Raw genomic sequence first — 14,343 nt, forward strand, 5'->3', positions numbered from 1 at the left:
TTGAAGCTTCGTCCGTGACGTCGAGAGACACGAATGTGAGGCGCTCAACGCCGCCGGAACCAGCGGAGTTATCGTTGCGCAGATCGCCGATGACGACCATGGCGTCTTCTTGCGCGAGCGTTTCGGCGATTGCGCGCCCTATGCCTCGATTGCCACCGGTAACGATGGCAACCTTTCCTGATAACCGAGTCCCCAAGAATTCCTCCTTATCCCGCCGTGAAGCCGCCATCTATTGGAATGGCAACCCCTGTGATGTGCCTGGCTCCCTCGCTTGCAAGAAAGAGGGCCAAACTCGCGATTTCCATCGGCGCCGCCACGCGGCCCTGAGGACTTGAATCGATGTTCCTTTGAAGAACTTCGGCCGCTGTGACCGGTTTGGTATGAGCTGAAACGAGCATCGGCGTGTCCACCGCGCCGGGGCATACGGCATTGATTGTAATCTGCTCTTTTGCGTGGTCCAAGGCCATGGCTTGGGTCAGCGAAACGACGGCGCCCTTCGATGCGCAATAGGCAGCCAATCCTGGACAGCCAACCAATCCCACGTTCGAGGCTATGTTGACAATGCTTCCACCGCCGGTGAGCCGCATGGCCTTCACGACGGCGCGGCTGAAGTAGAATACCCCGTTCACATTGGCCTCGAAAGTCCGACGCCAGTCATCATCCGATGTCTCTACTGCATCACCGCGCCGGATGATCCCGGCGCTGTTGACCAGCACGCTGACCTTGCCAAACCTTTGTACGGTGTTTTCAACCACCCGGTTCGCGAAAGCCGGGTCAGCCACATCGCCGAGCATCAATTCGGCCTGGCAATTTAGCTTCCGAGCCGATTCCAGCGTCCTTTGGCCTCGTTCGCGATCTCTGCCAACCAACATGAGTGACGCGCCTGTCGCGGCAAACGCCTCTGCAACGGCCTCGCCTATCCCGGATGTCGCACCGGTAACGATTACCACCTTGTCCGAATTCGTCATGGAATTGCTTACCCAGCCAAGTGATGCGGCCTTGCGAATATCTTCGTCGGCCAGTTTCTTGATTGAGTTGGCATACCTCTGGTCCGGTTCTTTTCGCAAGCAACCAAAAAATCATGCGGCGAACAAGCTGAAGTTATCGTCGGCCGTCCGGCAGATCAGAGCAGACGACAGTCTTGCTCGGCGGATCTCGCTTGGGACAATGAGAACCCCATCGCAGCTGGCGCCAAGGTTTGCCCGCAAGCACGATCATGAGTCTAAGTTATGCTCCCAGAATTAATACTCATTTGAAGCGAGAGCATCCGCTCCCTACAGATTTCTGGATGCTGGACTGCCAGCTTTCTGGCCGCACCGCCGGTATGAGGATGAAGGCCGAAGGGAGTGAGATGCCAGGGCAATGACCGAGAGCAAGTTTTCTGCCGGCCCAGATAGCCTCCTGCTGCACGATAACTGGAGTGACTTGCGGCAGTTTCGACCGATGCCGGACATAGACTTCAACAGACTCGATGGCTATCGGAAGGAGCGGCTCAGAGCTGCGATGCGCCAAGCTGATGTCGCAATGTGTGTCTTGGTAAGCCCCATCACGATCCGGTATGCCGTAGGCTACAACTCATACCCTCTGTTTCAGTCGCACATTCCAGTCACATATCTCTTCTTGCCGCTCGACGGCCCCGTCACTCTTCATCAAGGCACTCCTGGCCACCCTTCATCCGCTGATCGCTTAAGGCTAGGCCGGCCGATCTCGTTTTTCGAAGGAGGCGCCGAACTGGCAGAGGGAGCGAGGCTGCTCGCCGGGGACATCGTGGCATTCCTGAGCGAAATCGGAAGCACCAACCGCAAAGTCGCGGTCGAATATGTAAACCCGAGCATAACCCAGGCGCTTCTGCAGCGTGGATTGGAGGTTATTGACGCCGTCGACATCGTCGAAAGGGCGCGGGTTATAAAATCCGAAGACGAGATAGCCTGCATCCGATGGGCATGCGCAGTGGCCGAGCACGGCATCGCACGCATGCAGGACAGTATGGGGCCAGGCGTCACGGAGGCTCAGCTATGGGGCATTCTCAATTATACAAACCTCGCCAACCAGGGTGGCTGGCATGAGGGGCGTATGCTAGCGTCCGGACCGCGGATTAATCCCTGGCTGCAGGAGGCCACTCAACGGGTCATTGAACCCGGCGACCTGGTAGGATTCGACACCGACATGGTGGGCCCATTCGGGTACTTCTGCGACATTTCGCGAACCTTCTACTACGGCAATGATCGGCCTACCGCCCGGCAACGTCAGCTTTATCAACTTGCCTATGACGAACTGCAGACGAACATGAAGCGCATTCGGCCAGGGGTCACTATGAAGCAGTTGCAGGCTTCCGCATGGCCGGTGCCGGAGGAATTTCAGGCGCAAGCTTACAGCTGCTTGATACACGGCGTCGGAATGTGCGACGAATATCCGCAGGTCAAGCCGTTGTTCCGCGGCCCCGTGGCTTACGATGCCACACTCGAGCCGGGCATGGTGATCTGTGTTGAAAGCTATATAGGAGCGGTCGGCGAAAGAGACGGAGTGAAGCTTGAAGAACAGCTGCTCGTCACCCCCGATGGCTACGAATTGCTGTCAAACTATCCGTTTGACGACCGTCTTTTGAGTTAGAAGCGGGCCTCTTTAATTGACCGCCAGCGGCGGCGGACGAGCAACTTTGCAGCGCAAATCATGTTGATCCGAAGCAGACGAGGCAACGGATCAAGTCCAGGAGATGGCGAGTTGGGCCAACAGCTTGTGGGCCGCAAGATCCTGATTGGTTCGGATGATAGCGGTTTCGCCTTCCTGCTGAGTGACGCTCTTGCCGCGGCAGGCGCAAATGTCATCTATCCGACCAGTACGATCGAGGACATCCTCGACATAGTCATGTCCTCATCGCTGATAGATGCCGCCTTACTTAGTCTGCTGTTGCAGGGCGAGGCCACATTCGTTGCGGCAGAACATCTGGTTCGACGCCACATCCCCTTTGCATTTCTAACCGGCCAAAACGCTCTGGATATCCCTGATGAGTTCAAAGACATTGTTCAGTTCGAAAGGTCTGGCAACCTGAGCAATATGGTTGGCCTTGTCCAAACGCTCATTGTTTGAGCGCACGGCACCAAGGGTGCTGGAAGGGGTCCTTGGCATCAGAGCGGCTTGACGGCGCTTCCATCACAAGTGCAGGTCTGATTGAGGCCGGCGCGCAATCGGCAAAAGATGCGATCGGCCGCGGATTGCTGTGTTCACGGCACCTTGGTGTCAGCTCGTGCTTTTGTTTCAGGATCATAACTCATGGTTATCCGGCCGGCGACTAATACTCATTTGAAGTGCGCCGCCAGTGGGCGTTATCTCAGGTCGAGGGCGCTGGAGGGAATGCTTGCCGCGCGTGCAGAAGCGACCGCGCGATCATCTCCCTAGGTGGTTTGCCAGCTGCATCAGCCAAGGGTGTGGTCGCCGGAGTGCGCTAGCCGCAGCTCGCGGGAGGGATATCATGAAGATAAAGCGTATTCGGGTATCCAAGAAGAGCCTGCCCATCCCGGGAGGGAAGGTCACTATCGGCCAGGCCACGCTTTCACAACTCGACTCCAAGATTGTGCAGCTCGTTTCGGATTGTGGCGTGATTGGTTGAGGTGAGACATGTGCAATCGCTCCAACTTATGCTCCTAGCCACACCCTTGGAGGCCGCGCCGAAATCATAGGAATGGGCCCAGGCCTGATCGATGCACCGATTAGTCCGGTCCTGCTGCATCGCAAGATGAACCCTCTATTGAATGGACACTCTTATGCAAAGGCGGCGTTTTGATATTCGGCCCACGATTTGATCGGCAAGCGCATCGGTATGCGAGTAACGGAGCTTCTCGGAGCCGCAACGGCGGAGCGTGTTCTATTCTACTTCTTAATCGGCGTTGGCGATGACAATGATGTTGTCCGGTCCGTAAAGGAGGCGCAGGCTGGAGGATATGTACGAACTCAGACAAAGATTGGCGGGCGCCCTGTCGATCGGGACATCAAGGTGATCCGCAAAGTCGGCGAGGTCCTCAAAAAAGGGAATGCGTTGGGCGGTCGACAGAAACCGGAGCCTGATCTGTGGGACGCAACTTTCTCAGCCAAGAGTGCAGGGGTCTGCCGCTCGTTCTTGAGCAACCCTGCAATACGCTCGACGAAATTGCCGCCTTACGGGGCAGGGTTCAGTGCACCCAATCTATATCGACGAGAGCGCTGTCGACCTGGCCACCGTCGTCGAGGCCGCTAGCTGCAGTTTATGCGATGGCTTCGGAATGAAGGTTGCGCGGATTGACGGTTTGAGGCCAATGTCGACTTTCCGCGACATATGAGAGGCCCGTTCTTCCGCATACCAGTGATGATAGCTGGGGAGGCGACGTCACCGGGGCGGCTTGCCTCCATCTTGGGGCGACCGTCAGGCCAGATTTGTTTGAGAGGTGTAGCTGGGTGAACGATATCTCTGACGAAGGTCACTATGATCCGAAGAACCCAATACGCATCAGGGGCGGCCGGGTCTCGCTCCCGACTGGACCTGGGCTTGGGTTGGAACGTTGACGAAGCGATGTTCGGCGCACCCATAGCAGAGTTTTAAGTTATCAGCGGGGCTGTAAATTTTGACAAACCACCAGCAAAACAGAAGAGGAAAACATCATGCCTGTTATTCACATTGAGACGTTCAAGGCGGAAGACGATAAGAAAGCACACCTCGTTACCGAAATAACAAAGCTGTTCTGCGAAACGATGAACTTGAAACCAGAACAGATTCATGTGGTTTTCGATGAATATGAACCAAACAATTGGGCAACTGGCGGAAAGCTTTGGTCCAGGATGTGATGCGGTTCGTCATTGCAACGATCTGTGGTTATGTACTGCTGCGCCCGAAAGCTATGCTGATGACATCGACAACCTTCTGTCCTTGGCTTTAAGGAAGATCGATCCCTTGGCGCCTCGATCTCCAAGGGCGCGAGGGACGACGCGGCGAACGCCGGGTGGGATTTCACAACAGGGTCGGCGTCTGACATCTTGCCCCTTAATCCGGGCATAGCCCGGTGGGTTCCGGACGGCGAAAACCGCTCGACGAGTTTGCAGATCCAGTTTGCATTTTGGTCCGGCAGGCAAATGGCGAGCAAATGAATTGGGTTACAGTGATTGGTTATCTCGCAGCGCTGTGCTCCGTGACTGCGTTTACACCGCAAGCCTGGAAGATCATCAAAACCCGCGACACCGGCAGTATTTCGGCCCCGATGTACGCCATCAATGTGATCGGATTTGCGTTATGGCTCACCTTTGGAATCCTAAAGAATGAATGGGCTTTGATCATCACCAACGTGCTCATCCTGGCTCTGTCGGCCTTTATTCTCATGATGACGCTTCTTCCTCGCACGAAGAAGGATGCGGTTGCGGACGCTCTTGACCCCGCTGCTGCAAGCGCCAGACAGCCGGCTGAACAAGCCAGTCCTGTCGATCGGGAGATCACTCGTCGAAGGTGACGTCCACCGACAATGCGGAAATTGACCTGACTGCCGCACTTCCGATGCGTGCTGCAGCCACATAGCCGTCCAAGCGGCTGTGACCTCGTCTCTCGGGACTCGGATCTGAGATCGTGGCACGGGATAGGCCTCACGGGACCACCGCGAAATAGACTTCGGCGACCGAAAGCGCTTTACCCGGACTCGGGTTTTGACTTGCTGGGAGGGCCGACCCGCAGCGCTGGTCAACCCATACAACAAACGGTGGCAGCAGGCGTTCGCACGCTAAGAGGTCCTAAACCCGACCTTCCACAATGACTTGTAGTTATTGCCGCCTCAACAAAAAGGCAATTGCGTTCAGTGGCCCGATCGATGAGCATCAATCGCAGGAAATCCGTCTCCACACTCGCTGCTTGCGCCGAACAGCTGCGTGAGGAGGGTGACGCAGGAAACCGACAAGGTGTCCAACGAGACAAAAAATAAAGAAACCGAGCATGGTGCTCGATGACCTAGGGAGAACAAAATGAAGCTTAAAATCGTCTTCGCGGCGCTCGCGATAACAGCCTGCTGTACCCTGTCCGCTCGTGCAGATCAGGTGAAATATGGCTGGATCGGTGGCGTAAACGAAGAACTTTTCCAAGGTTACCTGGTAAGGGATGGCTTTCGAGAGTTAGGATACGACGTCGAAGAGCAGCCCGAACAGGTCCAAGTTACACTCGCCTATACCGCTGTAGCGTCCGGAGATCTGCAGTTCTATCCGGCGTTTTGGACGCCGTTGCACGATGCCTTCTGGAAGGGGGCTGGCGGTGCCGAGAAGCTTATGCCAGTGGGCACGCTCGTGCATGGTGACATCCAGGGATACTTGATCGACAAAAAGACGGCGGATGCGACCGGGATCAAGCACCTCGAGGACCTAAAGGATCCGGAAAAAGCTAAGCTGTTTGATATTGATGGGAATGGCAAGGCAGATCTTTTTGGTTGCGACCCGGGGTGGGGCTGCGAACGTATGATCGAACATCATCTAGATGCATATGGATTGCGCGACACCGTCGAGCACAAGCAAGGCGGCTATTTCGCAATCATGGCGGATGCCATCGAGCGCATCAAAGAGGGTAAGCCAACACTGTACTATACCTGGATCCCAGGCTGGATTGCCGGCGTCCTAATTCCTGGAAAGGATGTCACATGGCTGAATGTCAAGTCGACCTCACTTCCTGATGGCCAGACTGGTAGCACAGAAATCGAAGGTCTGGGCAATCTGGGGTTTCCGGTCAACGATACAAAAGTTATGGCCAACGCCGAATGGCTGAAAGCCAATCCTTCGGCAAAGAAGTTTTTGGAGGAGCTCTCGATCCCCGTCGAGGACGTTACCGCCGAAAACAAGTTGATCTACGAGGGAGAGAAAAGCCCTGATCAGATCGCGAAGCATGCCACGGACTGGATAGCTGCTCACAAGACCCAGTGGGATAAGTGGATCACCGACGCCAAGGCTGCGAAGTGATGCGATAGCGGAGAGCCGGATATTTCGTCTGGCTTTCCACTGTATCAGACATTTAGGGTGGCAAGAAAAGCAACCGGCATAGGGCGCCGTGCCACTGCCGATGTCCTCGAGGATGGCAAGGCGAGGATTGCGCGAGAAGTCGGAACACCAGACATCCGATGCGGCCAAGCCGATCACGGCCCGAAATCCACGCGACGCCTCTCCGCGCTCTAATCGACGGTGAGGCACCAAAGACCGCCAGCCCAGCAGGAGACCAATCGGAATGAACTACCTCGAAAGATTTTCCCTGGCGGGTAAACGCGCCATTGTCACGGGCGGAGCTCGCGGTATTGGTCTGGAAATCTGCCGTGCTATAGGCCAGGCCGGGGCCGCCGTTGTGCTCATTGATTTGGATGAGAAGGCTGCGCGTTCTGCCGCCTCGAGTCTTTCGAGTGAGGGTCTCGCGGTCAGCCACAGAGTTCTTGATATTACAAAGGCGGCCGACGTTACGGCTCTAGCCGACGATTTAAACAAAGAAAGTCCAGTCGATATTCTCGTCAATAATGCCGGTGTCGGACCAAAGGCCGAGGCACTCGAGACCCTGGATGAGGTGTGGCTGAAAACAATGAGCGTCAACTCCGATGCGCCTTTCTGGTGTTGTCGCGCATTTGGACGCCATATGACTGAACGTGGTTCCGGAAACATCGTCAATATTGGGTCCATGTGCGGTCTGATCGTGACCCAACCGCAAAACAATACCTGCTATATCGCCAGCAAAGGCGCGCTTCATATGATGACGAAGTCACTGGCTTGCGCCTGGGCAAAATTCAACGTGCGAGTAAACGCAGTTGCGCCCGGTTACATAGCAACGGACATGCTCGACCGGTTCAAGACCGACAATGCCATATGGCACGATCGGTGGATTCAACAGACCCCACTGGGGCGCATGGGCAAGCCGGAGGAAATCGCTTCAGCTGTACTTTATCTCGCCAGCGACGCTTCCAGCTACTGCACGGGCACGATTTTGTCAGCCGACGGTGGATATACGTCATTGTAGTCGGCAAGAAGGCCGAAACCCTATGGTGATCGATAGCGGATCGAGCTGGAAAACTCCGTGGCAGGCAATTCATCAAGATGGTTTGGCTGGTCAGGCAATGTTCCATGAGCGGCTGTCACGGCAGAGGCGCACTCAAATAACAAAAGAATTCTGGAGCGGAGGTAATTGATGTCGAACATTCGGCCACCCCAGCTGGCACGGAAGATGTACTCCGACATGTTTCGAATTCGACAGTTCGACACGAAGGTGGTCGAACTTGTTGACGACGATCTGATTCCTGGCAGCTGTCACGAATATTGCGGGCAGGAGGCCGTCGCGGTCGGTGTCTGCAGCGCGCTGTCCGACAAGGACATCCTGACGAGCACCCATAGAGGACATGGCCACACGCTAGCGAAGGGAGGCGACGTCGGAAAGATGTTTGCGGAACTTTTCGGCAGGTCCACCGGCTACAACAGAGGCCGCGGAGGCTCCATGCATATTGCCGACGTTTCACTAGGCATTTTCGGTGCAAATGGAATTGTGGGCGCCGGCGCTCCGATCGCCTGCGGCGCGGCACATAAGTTCAAAGCAGCTGGCGAGCCGCATGTCGCCGTGTCGTTTTTCGGCGACGGCGCCATAAATCAAGGCGTCGTTCACGAGGCGATGAACCTTGCGGCAATCTGGCGCCTGCCGGTTATCTTTGTCTGTGAGAACAACTTATACGCGATGACGACGCCACTTCGCGACGTGACCATCCTAGAACTGTATGAGCGTGCGCAAGCCTATGGGATGGCGAGTACCAAAGTCGACGGCATGGATGTAGGCGCTGTATTCGAAGCGACCCTTTCTGCTGTGGAGCGCGCACGATCCGGCGGGGGTCCGAGCTTCATTCAATGCGATACCTACAGATACTTTGGTCATTACTCTGGCGAACGTCACATGAAAACGACCTACAGGACCCAAGAGGAGATCGAGAAGTGGAAGGAGCGAGACCCATTGCGCTTTTGGGCTGAGCACCTGATCGACGCCTCAATCTGTTCCGCGGAAGACATCGAGCGCATGCAGCGGGAGGTCGATGAGCAAATTGCGGAGGGAGTGGAGTACGCTCGTCAATGTCCAACCCCTTCGCCGCAAGATGCGTTGGAATACATGTACGCCACCATTTATCCGTACACCCCCGCCCAGGGAGCAGAGCAGTGAGGCAGCTTCGTTTCCTTCAGGCCATGAACGAGGCCTACCGACAGGTGATGACCGAAGACAAATCGGTGATGATCCTTGGTGAGGACATAAGGGGCGGCATTCGAGGCGAAACAAAGGGCTTGCACGCTGCCTTTGGAGACGACCGGGTTCTCGACACGCCGATTTCAGAGGCAGGATTCACGGGCTTCGCCACAGGCGCAGCGCTGGCTGGATTGCGGCCGATAGTCCAGTTCCAGGTCCCGTCTTTGATCTATGTCGCATTTGATCAGTTGGTCAACCAGGCGGCGAAAATGAGGTTGATGTTGGGCGGCCAGGCAGATCTGCCGATCACGTATACCATCATGGTTTCCGGAACGAGAGGTGGTAACGCGGGTCAACACTCCGACAACCCTTACCCATATCTGGTGCATGCCGGCTTCAAGGTTGTCTGCCCGTCAACCGCCTACGATGCGAAGGGGCTCATGATACAAGCAGTCCGCGAGCAAGACCCCGTCGTATTTATCGCGTCCGCAATGTCCCTCCCTCAAAAGGGTGAGGTGCCAGAGGAAATCTATACGGTACCCCTCGGCAAGGGACAGGTCAGGCGGCCCGGAACAGACGTAACAGTTGTGGCTGTCGGACATCTCGTTCCTGAGGCGCTCGCGGTGGCCGAGTCATTGTTCGAACAGCGAGGGATAAGTGTGGAAGTTTGGGATCCCCGCACATTGCTGCCGTTTGATCGAGACGGCCTGTTGGAGAGTGTGCGCAAGACGGGACGCGTCGTAATATACGATGACACAAACCGCAGCTGCGGCTACGCCTCCGAAATAAGTGCGGTTCTGGGTGAACACGCCTTTTCGTCTCTGACTGCGCCTATCAAGCGGGTTACGCGGGCTGACATCCCGCTGCCGTACAATCCTGACCTCGAAGCTGCAGTCCTGCCTTCTCCAAAGCAATTGGAACAGGCGATCTGCTCTGTATGGAGCTATTCAAAATGATTGGTATCAAAATCCCCAAAATGGGCGCGGCCACCGTTGAAGTCGATCTCACGAAATGGCACGTTTCCAAAGGCTCTACCGTCTCGCCCGGCCAGGTCATAGCGGAAGTGGAATCTGAAAAGACGACGATTGAGATTGAAGCGCAACATGCAGGCGTGATTGAGGAGATCTGCGTTCCGGAAGGCGCAGCGACTGAGGTCGGCGTAGTCATCTGCCGGCTGCGCCCAACGTGATGCGTTTTCCATTTTCTGAAATCAGCTGCGCGCAGTTGGACTGCGCATGAGGCGATGACACCATACTCACCACGATCTCAGCTATGCAACATCGCGATATTGAACCCATGCCGACTAGTTTCGGCCTGAAGGATCACGTAGCAGTTATTACGGGGGCGGCCGGCGGCATCGGAAGTGCACTTGCAAAACGGTTTTATCGGGAAGGTGCGCGCTTGGCGTTAGCCGACTTCAATGAAGACGGGGTGTCGAAATTAGCATCGGAATTGGATGCCACTGGGGAGCGGATAATATCTGTTGCCTACAATGCGACAGAGGCCTGCGATGCCGATAGGCTCGTTTCCAAGTGCATCTCTGCCTTCGGACGTATCGATCACCTAGTGCCGGCCGCGGGAATTTTTGAAAGCCAGGCCATTGCCACTATGACAGACGAACAGTGGCGAAGGACAATGGCGATCAATCTGGACGGACTGTTCTACATCTGCAGACGGGCCATTCCATTTATTGCGAATGGCGGCACTATCGTGACTATTGCGTCAGGTGCAGCACATTCGGGATCGCCGGGGCATGTACATTACTCGGCGTCAAAAGGCGGAGTGCTAGCTTTCACCAAATCCTTGGCGAAAGAGCTCGCCCCGAAGATCCGAGTGAACACTGTCTCTCCCGGTACAATCAATACAACAATGATCGAGGAGTTCATGAGGGAAAACGGAGCCAGCTGGATTGCCAAGACACCTGCCGGCCGAGTGGGAACAACGGACGAAGTCGCGAACGCGGTCCTTTTTCTTTGCAGCAATGCATCGAGTTACATCTTCGGTCAGGCAATTCACGTTAATGGTGGTTCCTATATAGGGGGTTAGCTGTGCGACGAGCATGCTTTTTCTCACTGCGAAGATTGCGGCAGGGCCGGCAAGCCAGAGGGGAAATATCGCTTCTGGGCATTGCCATTGAGTCCGGCGAAAAAAGTTTACGAACGCAATCGCCGCAACTGGACAAATCGACGGCCTGCGCAATGCGGGGCTCGAGGCTGCGTGGCTCAGATAAACAGCTAATCTTCCGGAAGGAAGCCTAGCGTGCGTGGCCAACCAGATACGGAAGGTTGGAGTCAGCTGCGTGAGACAGTGTCGCGGTTGCGACCTGCGATGCGGCCAGCTGGATGGCGGAACCAGGCTTCCTACTGTAATCCATCCGAGACAGCGACCCGGTCTCGATCCGCTCCAACAGCGTCCGTCGTCTGCCGTGAACTATGAGGGGGATCAGGCTTCGAGTTCCTTCGGTTGACTTTGGAGGGCGGCGATGAGAAGCCACAAAAGAGCCTTCAGCCACCTGAGCACGAGGGAGAAGATGATATGGGGCGAGCGGCGAGGGTGTGGCATCATTCGGCGCTCCAGAATCACCATCAGAAGGAGCGCCCCCATGTCGCAAGCTTTTGACGCGAGCCGGTCCCTCACCGCTCTTGAACAGGATAACACGATCATTGCCGTCATCGAAATGAGCAAGACGAAGTGGCTCGTCGCCGCGCTTGTTCCAGGCCTCAAACGCCAGCCGCTCAAGAAGCTCGATGCCGATGCGCCAGCATTTTTGAAGCTGTTGCAGCGCTGGCGCGACGAAGCCGGCCGGGCCGGGCACCCGGTCAAGCGCATCGCCGTCGCCTATGAGGCGGCCGGCGACGGCTTCTGGCTGGCGCGCTGGCTCAAGGCGCGCGATATCGAGGCCTACGCCATCCACGCCGCCAGCGTTGCGGTGTCGCGCGAGCACCGCCGCGCCAAGACCGATCGGCTCGACACCGAGCTTTTGATGCGCGCCTTTCTCGGCTGGCTGCGCGGCGAGAAGCGCCACTGCTCCATGACGGCAATCTCGACGCTCAAGGAGGAGGACGCGCGGCGGCCGAACCGCGAGCGGGAGAGCCTGGTCGGCGAGCAGACGCGGCTCGTCAACCGCATCAAGGCGGTCCTCACCCGCTTCGGCATCCGCAGCTTCCGCTTAAGCCTGCGCAACGCGGCGGACATGCTCGCGGCCATCCGCACGGCGGAGGGGACGCCGTTGGCAGACAACACCCGCGCCGAGCTCTCCCGCTTGCTTGCGCGGCTCAGCCTGGTGCGTGAGCAGATCCGCGCCGTCGAGCAGGAACGCCTGCGCTGGCTGGCCGCCCCGGCTGCGGCGGCGAGCGGCCCGCACGGATGGTACGCCTCATCGCGCGGATCATCGGCATCGGCGTCGAGACGGCCGACATGCTGGTCCACGAGGCGCTGTCGCGTGGCTTGCGCGATCGCCGCGCCGTGGCGCGCTATGCCGGGCTGACGGGGTCGCCGGACGAGAGCGGCCAACGCCGGCGCGAGAAGGGGTTGGCACGCTCCGGCAATGCCAGCGTGCGGCGCGGCATGATTCAACTGGCGTGGCGGTTTCTAAGCTTCCAGAAGGACAGCGACCTCACCCAATGGTACCAGGCGCGAACGGCTGATGGCCGCAAAACCACACGCAAGACAATGATCGTGGCGCTGGCTCGCAAGCTGCTGATTGCGCTGTGGCGTCTCGTCACCACCAGCGAGGTGCCGCAGGGCGTCGTCTTGCGTGCGGCGTGATGAGGGCACGTGGGAAGAGGAGAATAAGCCAATTGGCGGTCCCGCAGCCGGGTCTGCCGATGACGATCCGAGGTGGCGGTGACCCGCGCTACAACATGGTGTTTCCAGGCCGTTCTGAAGAATGGGCCCGCCGCCCCGGAGCTTCGCCACCGATGCGCATGCTGCATCATGGTTCAGATCCACGGGGATCTACCGCATACAAGTCTGCCGCGCGGACCTTCGCGCCTGGCTCGGCGAGCTCGCCTCGGAATCTGTCGTCGGCGTTTTGGCCCCCGCAAGAAAGGGGCTCACCGACCCGAGAAAGCCTGCCGCCGTGCTCGCGACTGTCAAAGACAAGTCGCTGCGCGATGGGCCTGCGGCCCACCCTTGACCGTCACTGCGCGCGGCGGGCCGTTCGAAGCCCCAGGTCGGGACGAGGAGATGGTCGCCAACTGGCCGAACCAGGAGATGAGGAAACGAACGAAGAGCAAGCTTGACAATCATCGCCCCATACAAGTTGTAGCCTGCGGCGGCCAGGACGGCGTTGACGGCGTCGCCCTGCTCGCCGGCGAGGTAGTTGCGGCCCATTCGGTGCTCGGCCTTGATGTGGCCGATCACGGACTCGATGGCGGAGCGGCGGCGCATCTGCCGCTTGATGGCTGGGGTGACGCGGCGTTTCTGGCCGGCGGTGAAGACCCTGAACTTGTGGCTGCCGGGTGCATTGTGGCCGCGATAGCCGGCGTCGGCGAGGATGCGACTGATCGTAACCGCCCGGTTGTTGCCGCGGAGATTTCGCTTTGATGCGAGCGATGAGTTCCTGGCCATCGACGAAGGCTTCGAGGAAGTCATTCCATTCGTCAGCGGTGCGGCGCGCATTGGCAAGCATTTGCTCCAGCTCTTCCATTCCGTCGCGGGTAAGCGAAGTTATTGCCTCGTCCGGCCCGGTGTAGACGCTGATGATGCCGCCGTAGCTCAGGTTGTCGTCGTTGCTGACGATCGCCTGAAGGAGTTCGGCATCTTCGTCGAGCAACTTGGCGACGTAGTCGATGCTGAACACATGGGTTACCGTTGCCATCAGGCAGCCTCGGCGGAGATGGCGGTGACAGGTGACCAACTCCAGGGAAGCAGCTCGTCGAGGCGATTGATCTTGTGATCGTGGATTCGGTCGAGCACGTCTGCGAGATATGCCTGTGGATCGATGATCGATGCCGTCCATCTTGGCCGTCTCGATGATTGTCATGGCGCGAGCCCAGGGTCTCCACGCCGGTGTCGGCGCCGGCAAATTGCGTGTTTCAGTAAGTCCCGGACACCGATTTCGGTAAGTCGCGGACAGCAATTCCGCTAAATCCCGGACAGCGATTCCGCTAAGTCCCGGACACTTTCCGGGCCGGATTTGACGGTCGGTTCTC

General features: G+C 57.5%; 15 protein-coding genes and 4 pseudogenes. 14 read left to right on the forward strand and 5 right to left on the reverse strand.

Going from position 1 to position 14,343, the window contains the following annotated elements; translation table 11 throughout:
- Nucleotides 1-229: SDR family NAD(P)-dependent oxidoreductase (locus AC4FWB_RS33100; protein ID WP_491030434.1), on the reverse strand; the 229-nt coding region annotated here is incomplete at its 3' end.
- Entirely contained in the window at nucleotides 207-1,067 is an 861-nt protein-coding gene (locus AC4FWB_RS33105; RefSeq protein ID WP_491030435.1) for an SDR family NAD(P)-dependent oxidoreductase, read from the reverse strand. The genes AC4FWB_RS33100 and AC4FWB_RS33105, both read right to left, overlap by 23 nt.
- Nucleotides 1,068-1,362: 295 nt before the next feature.
- On the opposite strand from AC4FWB_RS33105, the gene AC4FWB_RS33110 reads away from it, so the two are divergent.
- The 14 genes and pseudogenes from AC4FWB_RS33110 to AC4FWB_RS33175 all read left to right on the forward strand — a co-directional run bounded on the left by AC4FWB_RS33110 (nucleotide 1,363) and on the right by AC4FWB_RS33175 (nucleotide 12,955).
- Nucleotides 1,363-2,610 (forward strand): M24 family metallopeptidase, encoded by a 1,248-nt coding sequence (locus tag AC4FWB_RS33110; RefSeq protein ID WP_491030436.1) that lies wholly within the window; start codon nucleotides 1,363-1,365, stop codon nucleotides 2,608-2,610.
- Nucleotides 2,611-2,721: 111 nt separating this feature from the next.
- Nucleotides 2,722-3,087: a response regulator gene (locus AC4FWB_RS33115; protein ID WP_491030437.1), complete on the forward strand. Its 366-nt coding sequence runs from the start codon at nucleotides 2,722-2,724 to the stop codon at nucleotides 3,085-3,087.
- A gap of 382 nt (nucleotides 3,088-3,469) precedes the next feature.
- Nucleotides 3,470-3,607 carry a hypothetical protein gene (locus AC4FWB_RS33120; protein WP_491030438.1) on the forward strand — a complete coding sequence of 46 codons (138 nt, stop codon included), beginning with the start codon at nucleotides 3,470-3,472 and terminating at the stop codon, nucleotides 3,605-3,607.
- A 746-nt stretch (nucleotides 3,608-4,353) separates the two neighbouring features.
- Nucleotides 4,354-4,536, forward strand: a pseudogene (locus AC4FWB_RS33125) (mandelate racemase); the annotation flags it as partial.
- Between the two features lie 96 nt (nucleotides 4,537-4,632).
- Nucleotides 4,633-4,815 carry a tautomerase family protein gene (locus AC4FWB_RS33130; RefSeq protein ID WP_491030439.1) on the forward strand — a complete coding sequence of 61 codons (183 nt, stop codon included), beginning with the start codon at nucleotides 4,633-4,635 and terminating at the stop codon, nucleotides 4,813-4,815.
- A 215-nt stretch (nucleotides 4,816-5,030) separates the two neighbouring features.
- On the forward strand, nucleotides 5,031-5,471 hold the full coding sequence (locus AC4FWB_RS33135) for a SemiSWEET family sugar transporter (RefSeq protein ID WP_491030440.1): 441 nt from the start codon (nucleotides 5,031-5,033) through the stop codon (nucleotides 5,469-5,471).
- Between the two features lie 502 nt (nucleotides 5,472-5,973).
- Nucleotides 5,974-6,951: a glycine betaine/L-proline ABC transporter substrate-binding protein ProX gene (gene proX, locus AC4FWB_RS33140; protein WP_491030441.1), complete on the forward strand. Its 978-nt coding sequence runs from the start codon at nucleotides 5,974-5,976 to the stop codon at nucleotides 6,949-6,951.
- Nucleotides 6,952-7,213: 262 nt separating this feature from the next.
- Nucleotides 7,214-7,987, forward strand: a complete 774-nt coding sequence (locus AC4FWB_RS33145; RefSeq protein ID WP_491030442.1) for an SDR family NAD(P)-dependent oxidoreductase — start codon at nucleotides 7,214-7,216, stop codon at nucleotides 7,985-7,987.
- A gap of 168 nt (nucleotides 7,988-8,155) precedes the next feature.
- Nucleotides 8,156-9,166 (forward strand): thiamine pyrophosphate-dependent dehydrogenase E1 component subunit alpha, encoded by a 1,011-nt coding sequence (locus AC4FWB_RS33150; protein ID WP_491030443.1) that lies wholly within the window; start codon nucleotides 8,156-8,158, stop codon nucleotides 9,164-9,166.
- On the forward strand, nucleotides 9,163-10,143 hold the full coding sequence (locus AC4FWB_RS33155; protein WP_491030444.1) for an alpha-ketoacid dehydrogenase subunit beta: 981 nt from the start codon (nucleotides 9,163-9,165) through the stop codon (nucleotides 10,141-10,143). Before AC4FWB_RS33150 ends, AC4FWB_RS33155 begins: the two co-directional genes overlap by 4 nt.
- Nucleotides 10,140-10,376 (forward strand): biotin/lipoyl-containing protein, encoded by a 237-nt coding sequence (locus tag AC4FWB_RS33160; protein WP_491030445.1) that lies wholly within the window; start codon nucleotides 10,140-10,142, stop codon nucleotides 10,374-10,376. The genes AC4FWB_RS33155 and AC4FWB_RS33160 overlap by 4 nt, the downstream gene beginning before the upstream one ends.
- An 83-nt stretch (nucleotides 10,377-10,459) precedes the next feature.
- Nucleotides 10,460-11,233 carry an SDR family NAD(P)-dependent oxidoreductase gene (locus tag AC4FWB_RS33165; protein WP_491030446.1) on the forward strand — a complete coding sequence of 258 codons (774 nt, stop codon included), beginning with the start codon at nucleotides 10,460-10,462 and terminating at the stop codon, nucleotides 11,231-11,233.
- Between the two features lie 484 nt (nucleotides 11,234-11,717).
- A complete protein-coding gene (locus AC4FWB_RS33170; RefSeq protein WP_491030447.1) occupies nucleotides 11,718-12,674 on the forward strand; it encodes an IS110 family transposase in 957 nt (318 codons plus the stop codon).
- Nucleotides 12,605-12,955 (forward strand): transposase, encoded by a 351-nt coding sequence (locus AC4FWB_RS33175; protein ID WP_491030448.1) that lies wholly within the window; start codon nucleotides 12,605-12,607, stop codon nucleotides 12,953-12,955. The genes AC4FWB_RS33170 and AC4FWB_RS33175 overlap by 70 nt, the downstream gene beginning before the upstream one ends.
- A 441-nt stretch (nucleotides 12,956-13,396) precedes the next feature.
- Here the strand turns inward: AC4FWB_RS33175 and AC4FWB_RS33180 are convergent.
- The 3 pseudogenes from AC4FWB_RS33180 to AC4FWB_RS33190 form a co-directional block, all read right to left on the reverse strand.
- Nucleotides 13,397-13,696: pseudogene (locus AC4FWB_RS33180) on the reverse strand (transposase); the annotation flags it as partial.
- A 19-nt stretch (nucleotides 13,697-13,715) separates the two neighbouring features.
- Nucleotides 13,716-14,009, reverse strand: a pseudogene (locus AC4FWB_RS33185) (hypothetical protein); the annotation flags it as partial.
- Nucleotides 14,009-14,226, reverse strand: a pseudogene (locus tag AC4FWB_RS33190) (transposase domain-containing protein); the annotation flags it as partial. The pseudogenes AC4FWB_RS33190 and AC4FWB_RS33185, both read right to left, overlap by 1 nt.
- Nucleotides 14,227-14,343 lie beyond the last annotated feature (117 nt).

The organism is Mesorhizobium sp. LEGMi-168a (genome assembly GCF_058312955.1).